Source organism: Paenibacillus sp. 1781tsa1 (assembly GCF_024159265.1).
Taxonomy (GTDB): Bacteria; Bacillota; Bacilli; order Paenibacillales; family Paenibacillaceae; genus Paenibacillus.
On sequence record NZ_JAMYWY010000001.1, the window covers coordinates 4,153,003 to 4,177,595 of the forward strand.

The following is a 24,593-nucleotide window of genomic DNA, read 5'->3' on the forward strand; positions in this document are numbered from 1 at the left end:
GATAAGCATTTTAAAATCAACGAAGTTCTTGTTGGTCTTGAATATTGACCATTATCATAGTGACTAGATGGCATAATGCTAGTATTGTTACTACCACACTTATTACATGTCAAAGTGAAACTGTTTTGTTTATCTAATTTGTTGGCTCCATATTTTTCAACAATCATCTTTTGATTCCTCCTGAATTTTGAATAAATTCCTGCTATCAATTACTTTCTTGATTGCCAATCCAATAACCATCGGGATTATAGTGGTTTTTACCAAGAACTCTACCGTTAATTGTGTGATACGTCCTATTAAGTTTCTCTACTTCTTCCTTATTCATTGGTCGTACATTCTCTTTTAGAAAGTGTACATCAAAGAATCCAAACCCCTCACAGAATGTGCCGATGTAGTAGTTCCCATCTTCCGCAACTACATTGATTAAATCGTCTTCCTGTCTTCCAATGTTGCCCATCAGATGGAGTGCATCGCTACCACCTTTTAAAACCATAACTCTCGCTTTTAATTTGAATGCAGGAGTATTGTTTACTCCCTTTGGAGTCTTTCTGCTATAGATTTCTTTATTCAATTATCTCTCATCCTTTTCTATGTAAAATACTGTATTTACTCAGAATCATCTATTCTACTTCTTACAAATTCCTTAATCTCATCAAGAATTTCAAATAGCCAACCAGAGAAATCGTATCTTCCTCCATACCGTTCACAGGCTTCAGCTTTGGCAATTACTACTTTACCTTCCCATTCATCAAACCTGTGAGTTGTCTGCCAATCATTAAATGATCTAATGACTACATTTACTCTTTCCCTGTTGCTATTCCACCAATCAATTTCGGTGTCAGTATCTAGTTCCTCAATAAGTTTAAAATTCAATGTTAGCCTCCTTTTCTAAATGAAATCGTTGTTTCAAATACATTATGTATTGTTCCAGCACATTGTTTCTTTTTTGAGTACGCTGTATCTTTAACCTATAACCATTATACTATATAACCATATTAAACACAATGCGTATATTCATTCTTATTAAAAAATGATTCATTTAACAATGCATTTACTTGATAAAGAAGTTCCTATCAACTAAAATATTCCTATGTCCTAGTACTTTAGAAGGAGATTTGTAGAATAGTGATGATTTATGAATAGAAGTACAATATTCTGGTTGATCGGCAACTTGTTAGCATTAGTTGGATACATACTTTACAAAACAACATTAGAGATTGAATATGTTATAGCTGTACTGTTTATAGCTACAGTACTTCTTATTGCGTCTTTGTATTTTGTAATAAAGAAAAAATAAAAAAGGAGCTGCTTAAATGCTGACTCCTCTTTGTTTATGTAAAAGTAACATTTAGTCCAGTAATTCAATATCTTTCTTTGAAAAAGGCTTGGGTTCAAGTGGGTTAGTCAAACTAATCATATATTTATCAGTGCAACCCTCGCTTCTAATTTCAACAACCCTGCCAACCTTACCTTTATATTTAGATGAGTCATCTACAATCAAAACCTCTTTGTTTAACATAAATTTCACTACTCCCTCTTGATTATTCATATAGTTCATTCTCTCGAAAGATGATCAAATTAAAATTTCATTTGAACTTCATTATTTTAAAGTTGACTGAAGTCATAATGTATTATAAGCATCGATAAATGACTTCGCTTCTGACTCAGAGTTGGTGTCCCACTCAGGCTGTCTTATCCCTTTTCCATAAGACCATTCTTCCTTAGTGTAAATAATATAGTTATCATTTTCTTTATGTATCTTGAATCCTTTATATTGGGTTACTTTAGTAATCATCTTAATCCTCCTTTATTTTTTATTTTTCTGTCAGCCAGTTAATGATATAATTCACTTCAGCATGTGTTATGTTCTTCCGATCCTCCTCAAAGTCTGTTATTAGTTGTTGCAAGTTGTCCATATCGCTTTGAATGTTAGGCTTCTTTCTTTTAACAAGTGATTTGATATATGATATTTGTTTCTCAGTAGCCAACTTTCCTTCAGATTGGGCTCCTTTATTTTTCATAATCGTCATGATTCTAACAACAAATTCCCAATCCATACGTTCTATTGCATCATTATAATGCTTCATCAAGTAATCTTCGGGATTTTCTGGTTCTTCAAACTTTACAACAGTCTCTACAATCGGTTCACTTTTCTTCGTTTTTTTTAGAGCAAGTTCATTTAAATATGTTTCGAGCTTGTCCTGAATTACTTTAGAAGAGACGACTTCAAGTAGTTGTTTTTCATTTTCAATGATTACGCCAGCTCCGCCGCAACCGTAACAAATTGATCCGTCTTTTAGGTTATACGAATACCTCCCAGAACCACCACAGCGTTTACAACAAGGCGCTGCTCCTGTCTCTTTAAGACGTTTGAAAAGTTTTGCAGGATTTCGATCTTCCACTTTCATTATATCAAATATCTTATTTTGTGTGATGGAATATGTTTTCATAGTCTCATCTCCTACGTTATATAATCCCTGTGTTAAGCTATGTATTTATCTTGTACCATAATTATACTACAATAAATATACATATGCAAGTATTATTTTAGTGTTAATCCTGATAAAAGTCTTGTTTTACTCAAACAAAAAACAGCCCGTTAAGGCTGCTTATGAAAGACTGGTTTTATTTGGTCTCAACTACTCCATTCTTCAGCAAATACTTTTTACTTTCCGCGCTTTCCGTTTGACTCTTATCAACTACCTTACTACTGTTTATGATTTGAGTTATAAAATTCAATTTATGTTCTAGTTCTGATTTTTCCTTTTTAAGTTTGCTGTTCACTTTAGATTTATTGTTAACCTGTGCATCCTTACCCTCTATAATTACATCTTTTAATTTGAGCTGATTTTTAAGTTCGGCAATTTCTAATTTCAATTCATTGATCTGAGAGATATGCCCTATGCTAGACCTCATATCTCCCAGAATGCTTTCTAGCTGCCCAGCTAAAGTTTGCGGTACATCTAATACTATATCCGTCTCGGGGGAATTCTCGACTTGTTCTGCGTTCTCTATCCTACCCAAGTGAATTACATTCTTCTCCACTAAATAATTGTGAACAGATCCATGTTTTTTAGTAATTTGATAATATTTCTGATTAATGTTATTTTCTTTCCTTTTCAGAATCTTTGACACCGCTTCGATTGCTACTTTTTTAGTACTTCCTTTTGCCTTTTCTTTCTGAATCATTTCTTCGACCAACAACAACTCTTCGTCCGACCATCCACCCAGAATTTCTACTTTTTGTGAGTCAGTTAGTGTATCTTCAACCTTCAATAAGTACTCTCTTACTGTTTGAGCTACTTCGCTATCTCTGAGGAGCATTCCAAGACGTAGTAAGCATCTACGATTCAAAATCATTGCTGTAGGCACTCTATCCAACTCTGGGACACTATGTCCTAGAGTCAGCTTATATTCTTTCAAATCCTTGCTGTACAAGGTTTTAATTCCATCCTCTGAAAGCTCCTGTCTGTTTCTTTGAATGGTTTTCCTGATAGTTTCGATACTTACCTCATAGTACTCCGCTGCTTGTCTGATCGTCATATTTTCGCCATCTGGTAACAAACTCAAAGCTTTAACCTTGTTTAGTATTTCTGTTTTTTCTATGTATTCATTTCGTAGCGTTTGATCATCAACGAACTTCTCCAATTGCATTGCTTCACTCATAATAAAGTCCTCCAATGTTATTTTATTGTTTATAAGTAGAAATAAAATTCTCAAGCTTCACAATCTCAGGTTTCTGTAGAGGCTGTTTCCCGTTTATAAATAGTGAGAATAACGCATTACTGATTCCTAATTTCTTCGCAATAAATGATTTCTTAACTCCATAGTTATCAATGATGGATTGAGTCCTTTCTTTTAGTGTCATAGTATTCACCCCCTTAAAATTATTTTTAATATATACTCAAAAAAATTTAGTCAAATAAGCAATTCATTTGGTTTTATGTTGTTTCAATAAGTTTATCTAATTCGTCTAGTGCTACTCCTATTTTCTTCATGTTGCAGTTATCTGATAACACTTCACTAATTACCTTATCAATTGATTCAGTATCAAAAATTTGATTCTCAATCAATTTCTTTCTTATAAAATTAGCATAGGTTAAAATATCCTTCACGCTTCGTTTTTCAGTAATCATTAATTCTAAGTTATGAGTTCTGTTCTTTAAAATTGCTTTACTTCCCATTTCAATTCCCCCTAGTTTTTTTATTGATATGAAGAGCAAGAGCATTCTTTTCTCATTACATTTATGCATAATGATGAATTAAATTATCACTAATCACGAGTTCTATACTTTTAGTACTGTATATTCATGCACTATTAAGCTTCAATCCACTTCATCCCACTGTCAATAGACATAATCTTTAAACTTGTCTTCGCAATAAGCAATGCCGTCTTTCAGTGCCTCAATCGGATCATCATGACTTATCATATAAATATAGTCCTCTTGTTCTTTGCTAAAAACATAAACGGTGAACGTGTGAAGTGGCGCGCGCGCAGATTCAACATCTCTTTGATTCCCATTGTCAATTTGATTAACGATGTCATAGGTAATTTCATAACCCTTGCTTGCCCAATAAATAACCTTCTTAGCCAAGTCTTGGCTTTCATCAACTGTCATACAAACACCTCCTATTACTCCTTAACTAAATTCATTATATGAAGTCGGTTAAGAATTGATCTTATAAATCTCAATTTGAATTTGATTACTATTTTCCAATCTTGGTAGCATCAATGCGGACAAGTTGTTTGTTTTATTTACTGCCGTAACAAAGTCTATAATATCTGTAGCGCTATTAGTTGATTTCAATGTAATGACTAATTCATCTTTCATAACTAATTCACTCCTTCAATTAGATAATTCCTAGTATCATTTCTCTCTTTAGCCTCAATGTTTGCCTCTTCTCTACCCAAAAACAACCCAAAACAATGTCCTTGCCTATAGTCAGTATGAAAAACACCGTACATATCTGTTTCCACGTCATAATCCGAATAAAACACACCTTTGTCATATTGTTGTTTTTCAGCTATATTCAATAAAATCACTCCTATGTATTATCTTATAAATGGATTGTACTTTACGAATTTCCCACAGTAGACATATTCTCCAGTGTGCAGTGATGCTGTTTCTTTAATTTGACCGTTGCATTCCCATCCTTCTGATTCCATCTGTAAAACGTGATCCTCTCGCTCTTCTCTGGATTCATAGTGATAAGTTACGTGGATGTACTCCAGTACCTTTTTCATGTATTCACTTCCTCTTAAAAGTTAATTTGAAATTCAGCTTCGTCAATGATCTCCATCATCTCATCCAAGTCTTTAACTTCTTTTTCATTTACTGTAATTTTATTTTTATGTATTTCAATTGTTGAAAGCTGTGTATTGATTGTGCAAGTTGGAGTTATAGCAAAGGAATGTTCATCGCCTTGAACTTCGAAGCTGATATCATTCTCTTCTAGCTTTTTTATAACCTTCTTAACTGTTTTAGTGATAGCCTTGTAAGATGCTGTTGAAATCATGATATTTTCCTCCTCTAATTTAAGTAAAACAAGAATTTTATTCAGACACTACTTCCTTCCAGCTCGCTCTATCGCCATAATTTGAAGTATTTATAAAGTGTGTTTGTGTCGTGCTGTTCTTTTGATTGCCAGCATAGTAGGAGACAATGTTGTCGATTATAACGGTGTTAACGTAAAACTCTCCAAACACTTTATAATGTTTTTTCGCCTTACTGATTGTTTCGTTCATATCCGTAGAGAAAAATCTATTATCTGTTTTCCTGTTGTGTGTTTTTCTCACCGCCATTTCTATCCCTCCGCATCTGGATGAAATCACTCTTTTACTTAATCTTGTAGATCATTCACACATGCTGCCCTTAGATAAGCTCTCCTCATTACGAAGATAAAGCTTTGTCTCTTTCATAAAATTTCTAACCTCTTCTGCTGTCATGCCTTTATTGTCCTCATTGGCTCTAGTCCAGAAGTATGTAAGGTCACTCATTAGCTCTCTTTTTGTTAAAGGCCTCATTTTTATATCACCTATTTATTATTTTTTTCCTTAATATATTCAATAACGTGGTCCTTTGCGTCTTTAAGTGTCTTATGTCCTGACCAAATTTCATGATAACCGTCATAAATATAAATCCTTATGTCAGGTTCGTAATACTTCTTCCATATTCCCCAGAAACGACCCTCTTTTATGATACGGTAGTTAGAATCCTCGCTTTGATAATAGCCCTTGTATTTTACGAATTTCAATTTACCACCGCCTAGAGTTTGTAATTAGGAAGTTGTACCCCAGTCCAACCTGCACTCAGTTTAGCACCCTCATTTTAACCCCATAAGGTATGAGCGGCTTCAGAGGTTCTATCCTCATCACTGTGCCTCGACTTCCTAATTATATTATTTATGAAATGAGTATTTTATGTTATATTCATATATTTATTATTAAGTAAGTACTCACAAGCCCAAAATCACTTATGAGTAATCTGCCTCTCTTATATTATTTACGTTTTCTTTTATCCACTTCTTTGCTTTAGCTAAAGTTTTGTGGCTTTCTGTCTGGCTTTTAAATTTCTCAATGGCTTTGATATCCCAGTTCATTGGCTCCACATCCCATTCATGTTTTGATCCTCCATTATAAATGACATAGCCCATGTATTCGTATAAACCGTCAAACTTAGTCTTTTCCAATTGTATCCCTCCTTATATGGTGATCATTATATCACTTCATGTATGCCGGTACTTGTTTGCCTTGCAGTTCACACTCTTCACGGAAGCGCTGCTTCCACTTCTCGCTACTTTCCTTGCGCATTGCTTCTAGCCGAGCAGTTTCTTTTGCAGTGAACTCTGCACAAAGGCGTTCATGTTTAGCGCGCTCATCAGCAAGTCGAACATTGATTGCCTCGATTCGAGCCGCTTCTTTTACCGCCTTAATTTCTTTGATACGTTTGAAAAATTTAAACATATGTATCATCTCCTCTTGTTTAACTTGTTAATGTAATTATAAAGGATAATCAATTAATAGTCAATACATATATTTATTCTTAAATACAAAAAAGAGACTCCTTTTTAGGAATCCCTTAGATAAGTTATTTTAGTTTAACACTCCAAATTTCAACCTCTTCATCCGAGTCAATTGGTTCAACATATGTGACTATTACCTGATTACCTTGATATTGCTTTCTTAATACTTGTGTAAATGACTCGTCTTCTTTCTGTGCTGCTATTTCAGTCACCTGCAACACCCAGAAATGTCCTTCCTTATCTTTAGTTGTATGAGCAAGGTAATAACCGCTGCCCTTAGCGTAGTAAACCTTCTCTATGGTCATTGTAGCTTGTTTAGTGGTCACACTATCTGTCTTGGCAAAGGCTGCACTAGTTACCATCAAACTCATTACAAACACCATCAACATCAGAGTAATCTTATTCATTCAAATACACATCCAATCCTATTATTATTTTTATTGTTTAATCAAAGATTCAACCAGTTCAAGGTGTTGGCTGAAGGATAACCCTACTGATGAACGTCTAGTCTGATTTTGTGAATGTACTCTTCGCTCTGGCTGCTTAAACATTGCGTATGGATTGGTTTTATGTACTGGATGTATGTAATAGATTCTTAACATGTGATTTCCTCCTTTTTCTCGTTGATAGTGATTAGTGGTGAGATAGACAACGAAGATTTGATATCAGCCATATATCTAGGATCAAAACTTGAGTATCTAGATTGCTTAACAGTTACATGTTGATTAGAAGTGATTGTAGTAAGAGATATTGCATCGATATCAAAATCAATCCAACCTTCATAAACTGTAACCTCTTGATAAGGTAAGATAATTTCAACCCAATTAGACCGTTTACGTTTAGGTTTGTGAGTTATGTATAATGCATTATCATACTGTGCGTAGCGATCAACCTTAACAGACTGAACAACCGTATGAATAAGCTGTGGAAATCCGAACTCAGTGAATTTAACGATACTCACTTTGCGTCCTTCTTCGAGTTTATTAAGAGTTACTTGTTGTGTTTCTGTTATCTCTACAGTGTTTAATTGCTTATATTCAATCAACATATCAATAATTGGTGAACTGGTGAATTCTACCTTAACAGCTTCAATCAACTCATCAGTTACAGTTACATTGCTGTCGGCTAAATCAAGATGAAATCCCAATTTTACAGAACCTTTTTCAGTATCAGACAAGTTGCTATATCTATCGTCAAATTTACGGATCTGCTCAGCCAACAACTCAGAAAGGTAGTCCACTTTATAATCCATATCCATTTGGTTGAAATTTGTCATTGCATTCAATCCCCTTTAGTTTTATATTTGTATTTTAATTCTTATATTAACGAAGGATCAATGTTCCTACGATTGTTTTACTTTTCAATGCTTGCTTACGTGCCCATTGTGACTTCATAATTGCCAGTTTAGTTTGACACATAGGTTTCAACTCCTCTGTTCGTTTTCCTTTACCTTATATACTTATTATATATGATTAATCATTAAAACGCAATACATATTTTTATTCTTAATGACAAATAGACTAACTTTTTTTAGAGTTAGTCTAAGGAATACTGCCAATGACAGACACAACGGTTTTTGTTGTGGATGAAGGTGAAGCGACAGCCATGGAGTGAAACGGAATGGATCTCGCCACCTACTATTATTGATTCATTATAACTATGTATATTTATGAATTTATAATGCATAATAATTCATTTATATTTTTGTATTTTTAGTCTTTTGTATTAATTAATAATAACATTTTTTTCTCCGAGAGGCGAGTCTCAAAACCGTTGGTACATAAGGACTTTTTTTCAATCTTGGGAACTAAAACTTCCCAACCTAAGTTTCCAACCACTCTTTTAGCAAGTTTCTCATACGTTTAGAAGGTAAATAAATATACACTTTTTTATTATCTCGTATTGAACTTCTCCAAATCCATTGTATAAGTTCTGAAGTTGACCAGAGTTCATGATTTAATTTTACTCCTCTTTCAATAAAGAAACCTTCTATAATTGGATTCATAAATCTATTGACTGTGTAAGCCAGATACTTTGTTTGTCTATGATCATTGGTTGCTCTTAGATTAACAGCAATATAAGAACGTTGAAAACCTTTGCCGCTAACTTTAGGTTGAAAGTCCTTATATGTTGTCCAGATGATGTCTTTAGACTTGGCTTTCATTTTATGTTTAAAGTAATTAGACACATTATTTTTCAACTTGGTAACAGCTTGATTTCTGTTTTCATACCAAGACATTGAAAGAGAATATTTATCATTGCCTATATCATTGAGAATACCATCATATATATCAATCAAATCCCCGTATTGCGCTTTGATGTTGGGATTCCTATTCTTACCCTTCTGTAAATTGTATTCACCATTCGAATTTTCAATGTGATAATATTCATAGTGCACTTTGTTTAAGTCATAGTAATATTTCTGAATCTGACCATCAAATAAATACGTTAGGATGTACACTTCTTTAAATGCTTCAAAAATAGAAATAGGAAAAGTCCAGATGAGGATAGATCCTTTATAGAATAAAAGATTCCTGTTGTTTGCCATGTGTTTGATATCGTTAAATTTCCCATCGTAATTGCGCGTCTTCTCATCATCATTATTCCAAGTTATGTACCCTTCATCATCCACATTGAGAAACTTATTTTCAAACAATAAGTCCCTATCAGAATTTTTAATTGTTAAATGATCGACCACATCCATAACCTCATCCAATATTAGAACATAGTTCCCTGCTTGAATAAGTTCTTTAGTTTCTTCATTAGACTGTTTAAACAGTGAGTGAGTTGTCGCTATATTGTGACCAGCAGCTAAAAGGTTATGAAGAGAATCCTGTTTCTTTTGAAAGTGTCCTTCACTGTCATAATTCTTAGGGTCAACAAATCTCTTGTTTGGACATAAATGCTTCACTCGTGTTATTTCGTCTAGAAATGGAGTGATATAAATATACTTACGCTCTGTGTCCTTATTCATTTTTTCAATTGCAAAGGTCGATTTCCCCGAACCCATAATTGAGTCTACTACTTTAATCGTGATGCTTACTCACCCTTTCAATTTGAAATGATAATCATATATGTAAAACCCTATGGCTAGAGTGAAAGCGTGAATACAATCATGATAATTCAGTTACATATATTCATTCATAAAAGAGAAACAATAATCATTTCCCTTTGATAATATTGATTAGTTTAACAGTGTACTCTTCCAAGAATACTCTAATCTGTTCTTGTGCCTCTTTCTCATCTGTAATAGATCCATGCTTGTATGCTTCCAATACTCCAACCAAGTCGTCAATAGTATAACTTACTGCCTGTTCGTATGCTTCGTGTTTGTCTGGAGATATGACACTGTTGATTAATGACTCTTTGTATTGTTTGTCATTGTTGTATGCATCATTGAAGTTGTTCATATATGTAACCTCCTCTTTTAATGTATTGGCTACTCTCTTGCCATATGTAATCATATTGTATTATACCCCAATCGTATGTAATTTAAATAGGTGAATCAGTAGCCACAGTTAGAACACCGTGACTACCTTGATATATGTATTGCTTATGATAAGGCTAACTACTACATGTCTCCTATTGTAACCTTGTACCTTATACTTGTATCGCTTCCTCTCTTCATCCCATTCAGATGTGATTGACTTAGGATGTCGCAGTATGAACAGTAACCGTTCAAAAGTGAAATTCCTATCAGGCTGATTAAGTCTTAGTTCAGCATGTGATGATAACTCTATATTGCCTTGTGATGCTAGTTGAGGTATAAGTGTAAGCAATGTATCATTGGATAGTGGTTCAGGTATCATGTATTCACCCCCTGTATCAACCTTGTAAGATAATTATATCATATTAATATGTGTTTGTACATATTTTAATTCTTATTTTGATATAGTTTGGTGAGTTGTAATGGATATGTGGAAGATGAAAAGGTAAATGGGATTTTTAAAATGAAAATTAGGATTGGAGATTCAATGATGAAAATTGAAAATTATATTTAAACAGTGAATGCCTAGGTATGATGAATACAGTGTGAGAAGATCAGTAAGGTAATGAGATAGTATTTGGAGTGGATACAGTGGTAAGCATATGAATGATGAATATGAATAGTAATAGAGATGGATAGATGAGGATGGATATAGTAAATGTGAGACGATATATATAGTGGACAATTATCAATTAGTTATAATAAGTCATGATTTACGCAAACACTGTTACCCAGTGATTATATTATACCCCCACCCCGTATACTGAGTGTAAGGTGAAATTTGTTGAAAATTTGAGTTTTTGAAATATTTTTTTGAGAAATATATTGACAATTAAGCAGCATAATAGATCAGTTGTAGAGTTGTTCTTGTATGCTCTAGATGCCACACAATATATCTTGTGTAGTATCTAGTAAGGGTATGGGGGGCTATTTTAAATCCAAAATCGAGTCATAATTGGAAAATAGTGGCCTAGCACTTCCACTTCCACACCCTGATTTATATTTTATCTCCTCCCATTTAATTTCCATTTAATTGTAATGTTTTTGTAACTATTAACTCTATTTTCACCAAATATCAATCACAATCTCAATCGTAACTAATCCTTTTCCTCATACTCCCATCTACCTTTTCAGATTCATTACATTACTGTAACCATCTCATTTCACGGCATATTATGTCCGATTTCACTCTATTTCCCTTGGTATGTATAGGCTTTTGCGATACACACTAGCGATCAACATACCCCCTAACATCATCTCTTTCCTTATCCCTTGGTATTTCTACGTTTCACACTACAGTGACTCAATTCACGATTACCCTTTAATCGTAAAACAAAAAAAAGTCTACCGGATATACATCCAATAGACTAATTTTAAATACTTAATTATATTTACTCTCTTTTAACAACTGGCACAAATGAGTATTTCTTCTCTTACTTTCTACTTTTCTAATGGCAAAGTTTAATGTCTCTGCCTGAGTTAAGAATATACACTTAGATACACTTCTCGTTATTGCTGTATAAATCAAGTTGGCACTAATCTGAAATTTATTGGATTTATCTACTACAATTAATGTTGCTTCGCTTGAACTTCCTTGACTTTTATGTATTGTTAATGCCCAAGCAGATAATAGTTGAGCAGCTAATCCAATATCTAATCTGACTAATTGATCATCAAATTGAATAATAATCCCCTTCTTCTCCCTCTCTAGTAGGTCTTCATCACTACTCTTCTTGTCATCCTCTGTCTTTATATCGATAACTTTCCCTGAATCTCCATTTACAACATCTATGGCTTCTTCATTCATGTTTGCTATCTTATACATATTAACTGTGTTAAGTACATAATCTCCAACTCTGATTAATCCATCGTATCCATATTCGTACTGCTTCTTGTCATCATCAAAAGGATTAACCTGTTCTTGTATGTATTTATTCAATTCTATTGTTCCTATTTTCCCCTTTTTAGTTGGTGATAAAACCATTATGTCTTCGGGTTTATATGTATTGAGTAGCAAATTATAGTAGTGCTTATATCCTTTTTCTATTTGAATCTGATCTACACAGTGAAGAAGAAGGTCATTTCCGAATAACTTCTTACCATCAAAATCATCAGACACAATCTGTTTGCCCTCCCTGATCTTGGTTGCGACATCGAGGATTCCCCCATCGCCCTGACGGAAGACGATATCTAACTTGGTCATAGGAATTGCTCCACTCTCAATAGCATCATGTAGAAAGTTTCCTGCTTGCACCGATAGCAACTGAAAATCATCACCAACGAACAATATTCTCGAATTCGGATTCTTAATCTTAGAAAGTAATGAAGATAGAATAAACACGTCTGTCATACCGGACTCATCAATTAGCACAAAATCTTCGTGGATCTCAAGCATCATCTCTTCTTCTTTGTCCATCCCAAAACCAATTCTTCTATGTATCGTTTGAGCGTTAACCCCAGTGTATGTGCGGGTAACCTTTGCTGCTTTAGCCGATGGGGATAGCAAAACGTATGTAAGTCCTAGTTTATTTAGTAAATCTACAAGGAACTTTTGAAGCTTACTTTTTCCTGTTCCGGCATATCCAATCAGTAGGTTGACGGAATGTTTTTGAATATTTCTAAAGAAATCCTTTTGTTGATATGTAAGTCCTTTTGGTATGTCCTTTTTATACTCTTCTTCAATATCTAAAATGTATTTCTCGTGATCAAAATCTAATTCCTCTCCACCGCTTAATATTTCCATCAGTCGTTTTGCTATATACTTTTCGGCATTGTAGGTTCTAGTAAGCGAAACTTTGTCGTCTACAAATACCAGTCCATCTGTCTCATACAGATAATCTTCAATTAATACTTCCATAAGTTCCAGTTTCTCAGAAGCATTCCGCAACAATTCATCCTTTAACATATATGTGTGCCCTTGTTGTTGGTTGTCATCAATTGTAAATCTAATCCCATACTTGATTCTATGTGGATCGTCTTTCTTAAAGCCCATCAACTGCGCAATCTTATCCGCTCGTTTAAATCCAAATCCAAATAATTGAGTAAGCTCATATGGGTTATCCTCAATTTTCTGGATTGCTAACTCTTTTGAACCGAACGTTTTCTCAAGTTTTAGTATTATGTCATAGGTAATACCGTATTTGCCTAATCGACTTAGTATGTCACGGTAAGTGATATTTTCAAGAATCCTATCCCTAATCCTTTTGTAAGTCTTTGATCCGAACTGTTTAACTTTTTCATATTCAAATTTATCATCAATAATCAATTTTACAATATCCTCATTTGGATATGTTTTATACAATTCTTTAAGTTGCAGCTCCGTCATTAAGGTAGCAAGGAATGCTTTTTGTCCCTCCATTGTTTCAGGAACTTCCTGGTAAATGGATAACACATTATAGCTTGCACCATATTTTGCATCTACTTTCTCAAGCTCAATTTGTGCTTCGTATTCGACTCCCAATTCCAAACGCTGCATTACGCCTTTGATGCTAAGATTTCCATACGAGTTCAAAAGTACATTCGGACCATTTGCGTGACAGGAATATATTCTAAAATCATTCTTATTATCAGCTTCTTTTCTTGGAAACATCATCTTTTCCGGTGTTAACTTCAGTTCTATTATACTCAATTAACCATCTCTCCTTTGTTTTTGATTGTTTCTCGTGCATCTCTTTTCATTTGGGTCAGCACTCCATGGTTTTGTTGCATAATCAACTCGATAAGTTCTTCTTTTGAAAGCTTTTCTAGTATGGAATCTTCAATTTTTTCTTCCATTCTTAAGCTAATGCTATTAGAGCGGTCTTCGTTAACGTGTCTATAATAGGTTTCAGTTGTTGAGACATTCGTGTGATTAAGATGTTTTTTGGCTTCTTCCAATGTTCCAAATCCAGCAGCTACATTCCTTAGACTGTGAAATTTTATATTTCTTTCAGGAGAAATCCCCATCTGTTCTTTCAAGTTGTCCATCATAACCTGAATCGTTTTGGTTGAAAGATGAAAAATTTTATCGTCGCCATACCTCCCGTAGTATTTTTGATTCTTTATAAGTAATAACTCACTGTATAACTCTTTGGAGATTGGAACAGTGTGTTTTTTGCCACCCTTCCCAACAGTGTGAATATTATAATATCCTCTGTTATCATCTAATTTAATATCGGAGTAGCAGATTGACAATAATGTACTTTTGCGGAAACTTGCTGTGTAAGCTAATCGGACGAAAGCTGCCTTTTCAATGCCTTTAACTTTTTCTTCTCGTAGTAATGAGGCCATCATTTCTGCTTCATTGTAATATAAAGCTCCGCTTCGCTCTGAGTCATCTGGTAGAACCTTTACTTTAGCAAATTTCGAATTGACGTCATATTCATTGATCTCAAGGAATTCATAAAAACTTTGTATGGCTGCCATAATGTTGTTTATTGAGTTATTTGAGTAATCAATAGGATGCTCTTTTAGATATATCTGATAACCAATTAAATCTGCATTTCTAATTTTCATATCCTCTCTCACTAGCATTTCAATATCTTTACCTTTATACCACATGTAAAAGCTTCTTAATGAGCGTTCGTAATTTTTCTGAGTGTGAACACTGTTGAATTTTTTCAAATATGTTCTCATATCATCAAATACCGAGTTATTATGTAGACCCACTACATTTACGGTTTGCATTTGTATCCCCTCCATAAATCTGATTATACACTACTATTTTTAAAGAGTAAATATATGTATTGACTTTATTTTATATTCAGCTTAATATGAGTACATGGTGATGAACACCAAATATAAAACATACATAGAGGAGCAGCAATTTGAAGAACAAACACATTAAAGGAAATCACTCAACTATCACTTGGGAGGATCGATACTATGATGGATTTGAAGTAGATACATATGATGCGAAAATGGTGTCCGATTGGATGCGAGATGGAATACATGATTGTGTTGAATACATAGATGTTTTGGATAATGAATATTTCTGGTATAAGAGTATTGCAAACAAATAATACATATAGTAAAGGATGTTTGAATGGCACTGGATAAGCAAGTATACATATATAGCGTTGATACGAGCGCCTTCTTTACATTAAAAGAAAGATTATTGCGAAAAGAAATCAACCGAGCAAAACTGAAAAACGAGAAAGACAAGGTTAAGGAATTAGAAACTAGTTTTCGAGCAGTTATAGATTCAAACGTTAATCTAAAGCGAAACTTAAACCCAAATAGTTTGTCTATCAATAATAAAGTATCTCTTTTTGAGTCTTCACTCACTCGTACACTTGGTTTAGTAGAAAATCAGACATACGAAGACGTTATCATTGTCGAAACTCATTACTACAGTGTATTTGACAGTCTAGTGGAGAACGGGTTCACTCTAAATGGTGAGGAGTATGTTCCATTTACTGCGTCTGCTGGACAAATCAGAACTAAGAAAACCGTCTTTATGAAAAAGGAAACTTGGGAAGAAGTCAAACTCACCCTAATGTGTGGTCTTACTGAAGAGCGAATCAATAATCACTTTGACACTGGTAAAAACAACAAAAGGCTATATGGTGTTAGCATTAATAAATACTTGGCCTACTTAGCATTATGTTCGAGCGCAACTGATCTATGGGGCAAATTCAATATTGATCGCTCAATCGTTGTGGAAGATTTTGAAACTTCAATCAATACTACCGTAGACTTCGTTGATGATGTCAACTATACCGTCCGTCGTAGAAAAATGGATGTGCCAGTGTGCCACACGGATGGCTGCGGTATGATTTTACCAAAGAAGAGCAAGAAAGCCTTTATGGTTCGTCTACCTTGGGTTAAAGGCTTACTCGTTCCCTTCCCATTTGATAAATTTGTGGGAGAAGACAATAGAATTGTAACTGATATATATGGTAAGAAACACGACATTATTAAAGATAAGATAGAAGTTATCTTCACTAAGTCTCAGTTTAAGATGTGGAAATACTATCAAAGTTGGGATGAGTATAAGTCACTCTACAAGAAGCATAACTGTCATGCCAGTGTAACTAACACAGAAGAAGATGAATTAAGCTCTGCTCGACTTTGTTATCAAATGTTGCAAACACTAACTCTAATTTCCGAAGAAGAGTTAGACCAACTTGTATCAGCTACTCGTAATGACATCCAAGAAACAGTAAGTAACCCTGACGAAATGCTCAACCTGTTGGGGGCAACAAAGGGGAAGTTCGAAGATAAGAACAATCTACAACAATCATTATACATATATCCAGAGCTCTTATTAGATCCTCACGTAAAAACTAAACTTAAGGAAGCCAAGGCTAGTTTAATGAGGAAAGTATATACGGGAAAAATCAAAGTTGATGGATGCTATACTTTCATTGCTCCTGATCTGTATGCATTTTGTGAGTATTTGTTCAATGGAAATAAAAAACCAATAGGACTACTTTTAGATGGCGAAGTTTCATGCGTTTCAATACCCGACAAAGATAAAGTCGATTGTTTGAGAAGTCCACATCTTTATAAGGAACATGCGGTCAGATCTAATGTAGTTGATGATGTGACCCGAGAGTGGTTTGTTAGTAAAAGTGTTCATACATCTATCCACGACCCTATCAGCAAAATCCTAATGTTTGATTGTGACGGAGATAAAGTGACAGTAAGTAACGATAAAACATTAGTAAAAGTAGCTGAAAGGAATATGGAGGGCATTGTACCGCTCTACTATGATATGAAGAAAGCCCCAGCAGAGAAAATCAGTCGAAATAGCATCAAGAAAAATTTAAAAAGAGCTTTTAGCGGAAATATTGGAATCATCAGCAACGATATTACAAAGTTGTGGAACAGCGATTCAGTAGATGTAGATCTAGTTAAAATCAGAACAATGGAAAATAATTTTGAGATTGATGCAGCGAAAACAAATTACAAGCCAGTTCGACCAAAACAAATCAAGACTATGTTTAAGCCATTTAATAAAATGAAGATGCCCCATTTCTTTACTTACGAAAAATATAGACTTAAGCCACAGGACAGAAAAAATAAGAAAGCAAAAAGAATTACTGAATCTTGGAGCAACACAACAACGGTTAATAGGCTGAAAAATATGTTTCCAGATGTTCGAATTAGATTTAAATCTGTCTCTGATATGTATGAGTTTGATTATAGAACCTTAATGAGCCAGAGAAGGGATAAAGATGAGATGTATGATGCAGTGTTAAACAAGTATAGAGATTTAAATGACACTAAGTGGATGCTTTCATCGAGGCAGAAAAGTGGTGATATAAATAACACTGACCAGCTCCCCGTTTATATGTACATAAGAAATGAATTGTTACAAATACATAGCGATCCCTATTTTGTTACTGATGTTTTAATCGAGTATCTATATAATGGTTCAAACTCTGGATACAAAACAACATTATGGTCAAGTTTCGGAGATATAATTGTAGATAATCTCAAAAAAAATCTTGTCTCAAGAATCAAACTATGTGAAAGATGTAATACCGTAATTGATAATAATAGAAATAAAAGTAACAACTCTAAGAAATATTGTGAAGCCTGTGGAAAAATCGTGGACAATGAGAAGAAAAAAGAGAGAAATTTAACTTATAGGAATAAAAATAATAAAAAGTCGGAAACGAAAATTGGCTGAAAAATGAAAACCCTTGATACATAAGGGTTTCAATAAAATTGAGTGTATTTTAGATAGGTGTTTTAGGGGAGGTATGCTAATTCACGGCTTAATGACAAGTAACAGAAGTTTTAAATGGCATACTTTCACCAAAAACAAAAAAACAATCACAAGGGAGATTTATAAATGAACAAAGCAGATTTGATTAACGTGGTAGTAGAGAAAACGGGTATGACTAAAAAAGATACTGAAAAAGCAATCAATGAAACACTTCAAGCGATTACAGAAGCACTTGCAAGTGGAGATAAAGTTCAACTTTTCGGATTTGGTAATTTTGAAGTTCGTGACACTAAAGAGCGCAATGGTGTAAATCCTAAACTTTTGAAAGAACTCAAAGAACAAGGCGTAGATGAGGCAACCGCCAAAGCACAAGCGAGTGTATTTATCCCTGCCTCCAAAAAACCAGCTTTCAAGGCCGCCAAAGCGCTAAAAGACGCTGTAAAAGAGTAATTTCATATACTTGTTACATTAGAATAATACATAATTTCAGTATATATGAGGAGAGATAGGATGAATTAGACCTCTCTCCTCTTTTAAATCAGGACAATAATATATATCGGGGGCAATATAATATGGCAAAGAATAAAGACAGTAAAACGGTTAATCGTACAGGTACTTTCGATATGGACAAGATGCAAATTACGGCTGAAGATAAGACCGGAATTCAAACTTATGACGTAAAAGCATTACTTCAAGATTTCGATGGGGAACAAATTTCCTTCACACTAGCTTCTGACTTTAAGCCAAGTCATGTAGTCGAAGAATAAGGAGTGAGTTAATGACTCCAAATAAACTATTTAGGGAAGCTGACGAAGGAATTAATGATTACTTAGTTAGATTGGGAGACAATCAAGAACTATATGGTTTGAATTGGATTCAGATAGCTGATCTACTAAATAAAGAATCAGGCGAGGAATTTTCAGAATCGAGATGGCGCAAAGACTACGCTTCATATTCTAAATGGAAACCAATTATTCTTGAGAAATATGCAACTAACGAGGTGGTTGATGAGGTTCAGGATGCAACCATTGAATTAAAAAAAGAGCGGATTAAACTTCAAACTGAAAAGATTGAGTATAACAAAATGATTCGTGAGCAAGGTAGAGCGGATTTGCTTGAAGAAAAGATTGCAGAAGCAGTAATTAATCGCCCAACTATACAAATTCCAGATATTTATATCAAAAAGAATAACGCAAAACGTGACTTCCTCTTCCCTATCGCGGACATGCATGACGGTGTGTCATTCAAACTGTTTGGATGGGAAGGTGAACTTCTCAATGAATATAGTCCAGAGATTCTAGAGAATCGTATGTGGAAATTGCTTGAAGAGTTTGTTTCTATTAACGATGAACAAAAGATTAACCATGTCACTCTTCCTAATTTAGGTGATAGCGTTGACGGTATTCTTCGCATGAGTCAGTTAATGAGTCTCAAAATGGGAGTTACTGATTCGGCGATCCATTTTGCTGAATTTATGAGTCAGTGGTTGAACGAATTGTCGAAGTATTGCATAGTTGACTATTACTCCATCTTTGGAAACCACGATCAACTTAGATTACTTTCAGGTAAAAGAGATGAATTCCCACATGAAAATGCTCAAAAGTGGATTACTAAGTTGATTTCAGCAAATCTAAAGGGTAACAAGAATGTTTCAGTAACTAATTGCAATGAATTTATGTATCTAGATATCCTTGGTACAAAAGTGCTTGGGGTTCACGGAGAGAACGAAAAAAATCTAGAAAACAGTATTAAGGATTACTCTTTAACGTATAGCAAACCGATTCATCTGTTGTTGAGCGGACATTTACATCACTCACACGAGAAGACTATTGGCATGAATGGAAATCGAGACATTGAATATGTTCAGTCCCCTTCTATTATTGGTATTGATGACTATTCACTAAAACTCAAAAAGACATCAAATGCCGGTGCTAAAGTGATGATACTCGAAGAAGACAAAGGGCGTACACTCACCTATAACATTAGATTGTAATTGCAAAGAATACATAAATCGACTACCTGATTAAAAATAGAATCGGGTTTTTTCTTATTTATTTTTACATGGGGAGATCCTGCCATAAGGTTCTTTAAACCGGACGCTCCCTCCTACCCCATGGTTTTTTTATTAAGGAGCATGTTTAGGAAGGTGATTTATGGATAGTAAATCGATCAAAGAAAAAAAATATTGTAATACATGTGAACGAGATAAAAATGTCACAGACTTTTATGTTTCAGGAAGTAAGTTTGACTCAGACGGTAGATTCGGCGTTTGTAAACCATGCCTGAAAAAGAATATAGACTACTCTAATATGCAAACAGTAAAAGATGCACTTTTGCAAATGAATCGTCCATTCATTGCATCGATATGGAAATCTGCAATCGAAGAAGCAACATTGAAAAGACAAGACACTTTTGGTTTATACATAAAAACAATTCAACTTAAGAAGTTCAAGGATTTAACATGGAATGACTCAGTACTAACTGAAGATACCCAAGAACAGGGAACAAACAATCAGATATATATTAGCAGTGAATACGATGTAGGCGAACTAAAAGACAAATATGGTTATGGGTATCCAGATGATGAATACATACTATTTGAAAATAAGTACCAACAACTAAAGTCCAGCTTTCAACTCTTGACTACTATGCATGAGGAATACTTTAGAGAATTTTGTGTAAATAAAGTCAAAGAAACACTTGCAAAATCAAGTGGAGATTTAAAGGGCGCTAAAGAATGGGCTGCAATGGTAAAAGATGTAGCAGAAGCTGGAAAACTCAAACCATCGCAAATGAGCAAAGCAGACTTGTCTGGAGGTCTCGACGGGTTTGGGCAATTAGCTAGGATAGTTGAAGAAAATCACGAAATAATGGGACTACTCCCTTCATTTATTGAGCAACCAAAAGATAAGGTAGATGTTACTTTATGGTGCTATATTAACTACGTCCGTGACATCAAAGGCTTGCCTTCTTGCGAATATAAAGAGATTTATGATTTTTATGACAAGAGAAAGATGGATTATGAAAGCCAGATGAGCGATTTGAATAAGGATGAATCAGGTCATGGCTAATTACAATAATTTTCAGAGCGATAACTTCAAGCACACTAAAAAGAGTTCTAGAGTTGGAACCAATGCTGAGTTTAACTCTCCTGTTAAAATCGATGATAAAAAAAGTAATTCATTTGATAAAAATCTAAGCAAATGGATTGAGTTTGTCCAATGGAGTAAGTGGTTCCCTGATTTATTTTATGACTTGATCACACCAGAAAAAGGCGGCATGAGGCTAGACTTAGATCAGAGAGTATTTTTAAGATCTATGAGTAGATTTGTAAGTACATATGGCGTATTCCCCCGTGGTTTTGGTAAAACGATGATTGAATTGATGAGCATTTATCATACTTGTATTTTCTTTCCTGATATAACCATAGCTATGAGCGCACAAACAAGAGAAAATGCTTCCTCTATTAGTGAAGAAAAACACAATGAAATTATAAAGTGGTTCCCTCTCATGAATAATGAAATAGTGAAATCTAGTTTCTCAAAAGATCAGGTTGAGGTTATATTTACTTCAGGAGCAATATACAGTGTGCTTGCCAACGCTCAAAACTCAAAAGGTCAACGTAGAAGAAGATTGAATGTTGAAGAATCTGCGTTGCTAAATAACACTCTCTTTAAAGATGCATTAGAACCCGTAGTGAATGTGCCACGTAGAACCATAGGTAGATTATCTGCAATCAATCCCTATGAGTTAAACGGTATGATTAATTACCTAACCACAAGTGGATATCGAGGTAGCGATGAATTTATTCGCTTAAGTAACATGATAGATGATATGGCAGATTTAAAAGGGAAAATGGTTTTAGGTGCAAGTTGGGAACTTCCTTGCCACTATGGTCGAGGCGAAACTAGAACTCAGATACTTGCTAAGAAAGATGATCCAACCACAAGTGCCATATCATTTGCTCAGAACTATGAATCAAGATGGTGTGGTGTAAGTGATGGCGCGCTAGTTAATATAAACAAATTAATGGAATTGCGAACAGTGGGCAGAGCGTCGATTATGCCGAAAAAAAACAGAGAATATTTTATTGGAGCAGATATTGCACGATCTCAGTCAAACAACAACAATAAATCTGCCTTTGTCATTGTTGAGGTAGAAAGAAATAGTAATGGTACAATTAAGCACGTAACTGTATCAAATATATTCATTCCACCCAACGGAACAAACTTTAATGATCAAGCTATGTTCCTTAAGAGACTTGATAAACACTATGATGGTTCCGTTACAGTTGTTGATGCCAATGGTATTGGACAGGGTGTTGTTGAGGAGCTAATGAAAGAAACATATGACCCTCTCCAGACAGATCCATTTGACAGTTGGGATACAGTTAACACCGATGAAACCCCTCAAGATGGTGTTGGATTATTGAAAGTGTTTAGCTTAAAAGCACAAGGAATACAAACAGATATTATCACAAACTTTATCGACTTTGTAGAGAGTGGGCGACTAAAACTTTTAGTTCCAGAAAAAATGCTTGATTTAAATGGCAAAACACAAAAAGGAACAAAAGAGAAAGAATCAGATATTAATCAGATTAAAGCTGCACACTTTCAAACTGACCAATTGATTGACCAAGTTGCCAATCTTAAACTGGTACAAAAACAAGGTGGCAAACTAGGTGTTGATCAAGTAGTCAAAAAGACCGAAAAGGATATATGGGCAGCTCTTGCGTATGTCCTGTATTACTTAAAAACATATGAAGACGTAAAGAAAGATGAAGTTGAATTGAACTATCTTGATTATTTCTTCTCTTAAGGATGTTGTAATGGAAGTAGGTGAAAAATGAAAAGTACAACTAAGAAACCGGATCAGCAAAAGGATACACAGGAAGAGTCGTTTGTATTTAATGAAGAATATGCGAAAAAGTTTGTACAAGTTTTGTTCTCCAACTTGAACAACCCATCCATGATTAGTCCTGTTTGGCAAAACCAAATTTTAAAAGATATGAATATGTCTCCTGCAAAGTTTAATCGTGATAGTGTTAAGAAAATGCTGTCAGATCCAAAAAATCATGAACGTGAACTAAAAGATTTATCCCAGTACTTGTTTAACTTTATTATGCAGTTTAAGAAACTAGTAATCTACATGTCTGAGATACTTACATATGATCATTATTTAGAGCCAACTAATGCAGATGCTGAAGACATGAAAAGTAAAGCATTTAAAAAATCATATAATAAAGCACTTCAATGGATTGAGGATTTCGATCTTTCTTCTGAGTTACCAAAAATTGCAGAAAGTATGATCTTGGAAGATGTTAAATATTATTATATGCGTGAAAGTGAAAATGGTATACGGCTACAAGAACTACCCAGTAACTATTGTAAGATCTGGTCTAGAAACGAACTAGGATATCAATTTGCTTTTAATATGACATACTTTTTGAATCCGGGTGTCAACTTAGATGATTTTCATCCCGACTTTCGAGAATATTACAGCAATTTTATCGGAGAAAAAGATTATTCTAAGAATAAGTCTGGATATTCAAATGGACGATACAGCTATTGGCAGAAACTTGATCCTGCAAAAGCTTGGACTTTTAAATTTGATGATACCCATGCTGGTGTCTCTCCTCCTTTGATGGGACTGTTCTTAGACAGTATTGAAATTGTTAACTACAAAGAATTGCTAAAGACGAAAACATCATTAGACGTATGGAAGCTACTTGTAAACAAAATTCCAATGCACAAGGATGGTACAGGTAAAAGCGGAAACCAAAAAGATAATTTTGCAATCATGGCTGACACCGCTGGTCAATTCTCAGCCCTCATGCAGTCAGCAGTTCCGCAAGGCGTGAAGGTTGTAACCACACCCTTAGAAACAGAAGCTCTAGACTTCAAGCAAGCTGACAGTAAAGACAGTATTGTAGGATTGGGCAATAGTGAATTCTGGGAGACCTCCGGTACATCCCCTGTTCTGTTCGGTGAAAAGCAATTAAACGGCTCTGGATTGGCTGCCTCTATAAAGACAGATGAAATGTTTGTATATAGAATATACAGGCAATTTGAACGATTCATTAATTTTCAACTTCGCCAAATAACAGGTAGATACAGGTTCAAGTGTCACCTTGAAGGTACTAGATTTGATCAACAAGAAAGATTTGATCGTGCCATAAAAGCCGCGCAATATGGAGCTCCTGTGACGTATGTTGCTACTTCAATGGGAAAAACTCCTCAAGAATTCTCCAATTTAATTAACCTCGAAGACTCAATTGACCTAAAAGATAGAATGCGTCCTCTCTCCTCTTCTCATGTCCAGTCAGGAAATGAAGTTGGTGCTCCGCAAAAATCTAATCTTACTGATAGCGGAGAAAAAACACGAGACAACGACTCTAACTTGGACATTTAACAATGAAGGGGGGTG

General features: G+C 34.6%; 29 protein-coding genes. 7 read left to right on the forward strand and 22 right to left on the reverse strand.

Going from position 1 to position 24,593, the window contains the following annotated elements; all coding sequences use genetic code 11:
* Positions 1–205: 205 nt before the first annotated feature.
* The 22 genes from NKT06_RS18620 to NKT06_RS18725 form a co-directional block, all read right to left on the reverse strand.
* A complete protein-coding gene (locus NKT06_RS18620; RefSeq protein WP_253437733.1) occupies positions 206–571 on the reverse strand; it encodes a hypothetical protein in 366 nt (121 codons plus the stop codon).
* A 35-nt stretch (positions 572–606) separates the two neighbouring features.
* Positions 607–873 carry a hypothetical protein gene (locus NKT06_RS18625; protein ID WP_253437736.1) on the reverse strand — a complete coding sequence of 89 codons (267 nt, stop codon included), beginning with the start codon at positions 871–873 and terminating at the stop codon, positions 607–609.
* A gap of 475 nt (positions 874–1,348) precedes the next feature.
* Positions 1,349–1,549: a hypothetical protein gene (locus tag NKT06_RS18630; protein ID WP_253437739.1), complete on the reverse strand. Its 201-nt coding sequence runs from the start codon at positions 1,547–1,549 to the stop codon at positions 1,349–1,351.
* A 72-nt stretch (positions 1,550–1,621) separates the two neighbouring features.
* On the reverse strand, positions 1,622–1,795 hold the full coding sequence (locus NKT06_RS18635) for a hypothetical protein (protein ID WP_253437743.1): 174 nt from the start codon (positions 1,793–1,795) through the stop codon (positions 1,622–1,624).
* A 19-nt stretch (positions 1,796–1,814) separates the two neighbouring features.
* A complete protein-coding gene (locus NKT06_RS18640; RefSeq protein ID WP_253437746.1) occupies positions 1,815–2,450 on the reverse strand; it encodes a DnaJ-like cysteine-rich domain-containing protein in 636 nt (211 codons plus the stop codon).
* A gap of 175 nt (positions 2,451–2,625) precedes the next feature.
* The gene (locus NKT06_RS18645) at positions 2,626–3,666 is read right to left on the reverse strand and encodes a hypothetical protein (RefSeq protein WP_253437749.1); all 1,041 of its coding nucleotides are present in this window, start codon (positions 3,664–3,666) and stop codon (positions 2,626–2,628) included.
* Positions 3,667–3,688: 22 nt separating this feature from the next.
* Complete coding sequence (locus NKT06_RS18650) at positions 3,689–3,868, reverse strand: hypothetical protein (protein WP_253437752.1); 180 nt, start codon at positions 3,866–3,868, stop codon at positions 3,689–3,691.
* A 73-nt stretch (positions 3,869–3,941) separates the two neighbouring features.
* Entirely contained in the window at positions 3,942–4,184 is a 243-nt protein-coding gene (locus NKT06_RS18655) for a hypothetical protein (protein WP_253437755.1), read from the reverse strand.
* Between the two features lie 162 nt (positions 4,185–4,346).
* A complete protein-coding gene (locus tag NKT06_RS18660) occupies positions 4,347–4,619 on the reverse strand; it encodes a hypothetical protein (protein ID WP_253437758.1) in 273 nt (90 codons plus the stop codon).
* A 48-nt stretch (positions 4,620–4,667) separates the two neighbouring features.
* A complete protein-coding gene (locus NKT06_RS18665; RefSeq protein WP_253437761.1) occupies positions 4,668–4,832 on the reverse strand; it encodes a hypothetical protein in 165 nt (54 codons plus the stop codon).
* Positions 4,833–4,834: 2 nt separating this feature from the next.
* Entirely contained in the window at positions 4,835–5,035 is a 201-nt protein-coding gene (locus NKT06_RS18670; protein ID WP_253437765.1) for a hypothetical protein, read from the reverse strand.
* A gap of 18 nt (positions 5,036–5,053) precedes the next feature.
* Positions 5,054–5,245: a hypothetical protein gene (locus NKT06_RS18675; RefSeq protein ID WP_253437768.1), complete on the reverse strand. Its 192-nt coding sequence runs from the start codon at positions 5,243–5,245 to the stop codon at positions 5,054–5,056.
* Between the two features lie 14 nt (positions 5,246–5,259).
* Positions 5,260–5,517 (reverse strand): hypothetical protein, encoded by a 258-nt coding sequence (locus NKT06_RS18680; RefSeq protein WP_253437771.1) that lies wholly within the window; start codon positions 5,515–5,517, stop codon positions 5,260–5,262.
* A 37-nt stretch (positions 5,518–5,554) separates the two neighbouring features.
* Complete coding sequence (locus NKT06_RS18685) at positions 5,555–5,803, reverse strand: hypothetical protein (RefSeq protein WP_253437774.1); 249 nt, start codon at positions 5,801–5,803, stop codon at positions 5,555–5,557.
* A gap of 671 nt (positions 5,804–6,474) precedes the next feature.
* Positions 6,475–6,690: a hypothetical protein gene (locus NKT06_RS18690; RefSeq protein ID WP_253437777.1), complete on the reverse strand. Its 216-nt coding sequence runs from the start codon at positions 6,688–6,690 to the stop codon at positions 6,475–6,477.
* A gap of 31 nt (positions 6,691–6,721) precedes the next feature.
* Entirely contained in the window at positions 6,722–6,964 is a 243-nt protein-coding gene (locus tag NKT06_RS18695; RefSeq protein WP_253437780.1) for a hypothetical protein, read from the reverse strand.
* Positions 6,965–7,088: 124 nt separating this feature from the next.
* Positions 7,089–7,430, reverse strand: coding sequence for a hypothetical protein (locus tag NKT06_RS18700; RefSeq protein ID WP_253437783.1), 342 nt, complete (start codon positions 7,428–7,430; stop codon positions 7,089–7,091).
* Positions 7,431–7,618: 188 nt separating this feature from the next.
* Positions 7,619–8,299: a hypothetical protein gene (locus NKT06_RS18705; protein ID WP_253437786.1), complete on the reverse strand. Its 681-nt coding sequence runs from the start codon at positions 8,297–8,299 to the stop codon at positions 7,619–7,621.
* Between the two features lie 546 nt (positions 8,300–8,845).
* Positions 8,846–10,033, reverse strand: a complete 1,188-nt coding sequence (locus tag NKT06_RS18710; protein WP_253437789.1) for a hypothetical protein — start codon at positions 10,031–10,033, stop codon at positions 8,846–8,848.
* A 151-nt stretch (positions 10,034–10,184) separates the two neighbouring features.
* On the reverse strand, positions 10,185–10,433 hold the full coding sequence (locus NKT06_RS18715) for a hypothetical protein (protein WP_253437791.1): 249 nt from the start codon (positions 10,431–10,433) through the stop codon (positions 10,185–10,187).
* Between the two features lie 1,458 nt (positions 10,434–11,891).
* Positions 11,892–14,138: an AAA family ATPase gene (locus NKT06_RS18720; protein ID WP_253437794.1), complete on the reverse strand. Its 2,247-nt coding sequence runs from the start codon at positions 14,136–14,138 to the stop codon at positions 11,892–11,894.
* Positions 14,135–15,175 (reverse strand): tyrosine-type recombinase/integrase, encoded by a 1,041-nt coding sequence (locus NKT06_RS18725; protein WP_253437797.1) that lies wholly within the window; start codon positions 15,173–15,175, stop codon positions 14,135–14,137. Before NKT06_RS18725 ends, NKT06_RS18720 begins: the two co-directional genes overlap by 4 nt.
* 358 nt (positions 15,176–15,533) lie before the next feature.
* Here NKT06_RS18725 and NKT06_RS18730 point away from each other — a divergent pair, with 358 nt between their 5' ends.
* From NKT06_RS18730 to NKT06_RS18760, 7 genes are all read left to right on the forward strand, one after another.
* Positions 15,534–18,128, forward strand: coding sequence for an RNA dependent RNA polymerase (locus NKT06_RS18730; protein ID WP_253437801.1), 2,595 nt, complete (start codon positions 15,534–15,536; stop codon positions 18,126–18,128).
* A 165-nt stretch (positions 18,129–18,293) separates the two neighbouring features.
* Positions 18,294–18,617, forward strand: coding sequence for an HU family DNA-binding protein (locus NKT06_RS18735; protein ID WP_253437806.1), 324 nt, complete (start codon positions 18,294–18,296; stop codon positions 18,615–18,617).
* A gap of 122 nt (positions 18,618–18,739) precedes the next feature.
* Positions 18,740–18,934 (forward strand): YonK family protein, encoded by a 195-nt coding sequence (locus NKT06_RS18740; protein ID WP_253437809.1) that lies wholly within the window; start codon positions 18,740–18,742, stop codon positions 18,932–18,934.
* Positions 18,935–18,945: 11 nt separating this feature from the next.
* Complete coding sequence (locus NKT06_RS18745; RefSeq protein WP_253437813.1) at positions 18,946–20,160, forward strand: metallophosphoesterase; 1,215 nt, start codon at positions 18,946–18,948, stop codon at positions 20,158–20,160.
* Between the two features lie 160 nt (positions 20,161–20,320).
* Positions 20,321–21,238 carry a hypothetical protein gene (locus tag NKT06_RS18750; protein WP_253437816.1) on the forward strand — a complete coding sequence of 306 codons (918 nt, stop codon included), beginning with the start codon at positions 20,321–20,323 and terminating at the stop codon, positions 21,236–21,238.
* Positions 21,231–22,985, forward strand: coding sequence for a hypothetical protein (locus NKT06_RS18755; RefSeq protein WP_253437819.1), 1,755 nt, complete (start codon positions 21,231–21,233; stop codon positions 22,983–22,985). The genes NKT06_RS18750 and NKT06_RS18755 overlap by 8 nt, the downstream gene beginning before the upstream one ends.
* 27 nt (positions 22,986–23,012) lie before the next feature.
* Positions 23,013–24,578 (forward strand): hypothetical protein, encoded by a 1,566-nt coding sequence (locus NKT06_RS18760; RefSeq protein ID WP_253437822.1) that lies wholly within the window; start codon positions 23,013–23,015, stop codon positions 24,576–24,578.
* The last annotated feature ends 15 nt before the right edge of the window (positions 24,579–24,593 follow it).

Coding starts and splice junctions, on each gene's coding strand:
- NKT06_RS18630 (WP_253437739.1), bottom strand. CDS start 1,549: ATGAATAATCAAGAGGGAGTAGTGAAATTTATGTTAAACAAAGAGGTT.
- NKT06_RS18635 (WP_253437743.1), bottom strand. CDS start 1,795: ATGATTACTAAAGTAACCCAATATAAAGGATTCAAGATACATAAAGAA.
- NKT06_RS18640 (WP_253437746.1), bottom strand. CDS start 2,450: ATGAAAACATATTCCATCACACAAAATAAGATATTTGATATAATGAAA.
- NKT06_RS18645 (WP_253437749.1), bottom strand. CDS start 3,666: ATGAGTGAAGCAATGCAATTGGAGAAGTTCGTTGATGATCAAACGCTA.
- NKT06_RS18650 (WP_253437752.1), bottom strand. CDS start 3,868: ATGACACTAAAAGAAAGGACTCAATCCATCATTGATAACTATGGAGTT.
- NKT06_RS18655 (WP_253437755.1), bottom strand. CDS start 4,184: ATGGGAAGTAAAGCAATTTTAAAGAACAGAACTCATAACTTAGAATTA.
- NKT06_RS18660 (WP_253437758.1), bottom strand. CDS start 4,619: ATGACAGTTGATGAAAGCCAAGACTTGGCTAAGAAGGTTATTTATTGG.
- NKT06_RS18665 (WP_253437761.1), bottom strand. CDS start 4,832: ATGAAAGATGAATTAGTCATTACATTGAAATCAACTAATAGCGCTACA.
- NKT06_RS18675 (WP_253437768.1), bottom strand. CDS start 5,245: ATGAAAAAGGTACTGGAGTACATCCACGTAACTTATCACTATGAATCC.
- NKT06_RS18680 (WP_253437771.1), bottom strand. CDS start 5,517: ATGATTTCAACAGCATCTTACAAGGCTATCACTAAAACAGTTAAGAAG.
- NKT06_RS18685 (WP_253437774.1), bottom strand. CDS start 5,803: ATGGCGGTGAGAAAAACACACAACAGGAAAACAGATAATAGATTTTTC.
- NKT06_RS18695 (WP_253437780.1), bottom strand. CDS start 6,964: ATGTTTAAATTTTTCAAACGTATCAAAGAAATTAAGGCGGTAAAAGAA.
- NKT06_RS18700 (WP_253437783.1), bottom strand. CDS start 7,430: ATGAATAAGATTACTCTGATGTTGATGGTGTTTGTAATGAGTTTGATG.
- NKT06_RS18705 (WP_253437786.1), bottom strand. CDS start 8,299: ATGACAAATTTCAACCAAATGGATATGGATTATAAAGTGGACTACCTT.
- NKT06_RS18710 (WP_253437789.1), bottom strand. CDS start 10,033: ATGGGTTCGGGGAAATCGACCTTTGCAATTGAAAAAATGAATAAGGAC.
- NKT06_RS18715 (WP_253437791.1), bottom strand. CDS start 10,433: ATGAACAACTTCAATGATGCATACAACAATGACAAACAATACAAAGAG.
- NKT06_RS18725 (WP_253437797.1), bottom strand. CDS start 15,175: ATGCAAACCGTAAATGTAGTGGGTCTACATAATAACTCGGTATTTGAT.
- NKT06_RS18730 (WP_253437801.1), top strand. CDS start 15,534: ATGGCACTGGATAAGCAAGTATACATATATAGCGTTGATACGAGCGCC.
- NKT06_RS18735 (WP_253437806.1), top strand. CDS start 18,294: ATGAACAAAGCAGATTTGATTAACGTGGTAGTAGAGAAAACGGGTATG.
- NKT06_RS18740 (WP_253437809.1), top strand. CDS start 18,740: ATGGCAAAGAATAAAGACAGTAAAACGGTTAATCGTACAGGTACTTTC.
- NKT06_RS18745 (WP_253437813.1), top strand. CDS start 18,946: ATGACTCCAAATAAACTATTTAGGGAAGCTGACGAAGGAATTAATGAT.
- NKT06_RS18750 (WP_253437816.1), top strand. CDS start 20,321: ATGGATAGTAAATCGATCAAAGAAAAAAAATATTGTAATACATGTGAA.
- NKT06_RS18755 (WP_253437819.1), top strand. CDS start 21,231: ATGGCTAATTACAATAATTTTCAGAGCGATAACTTCAAGCACACTAAA.
- NKT06_RS18760 (WP_253437822.1), top strand. CDS start 23,013: ATGAAAAGTACAACTAAGAAACCGGATCAGCAAAAGGATACACAGGAA.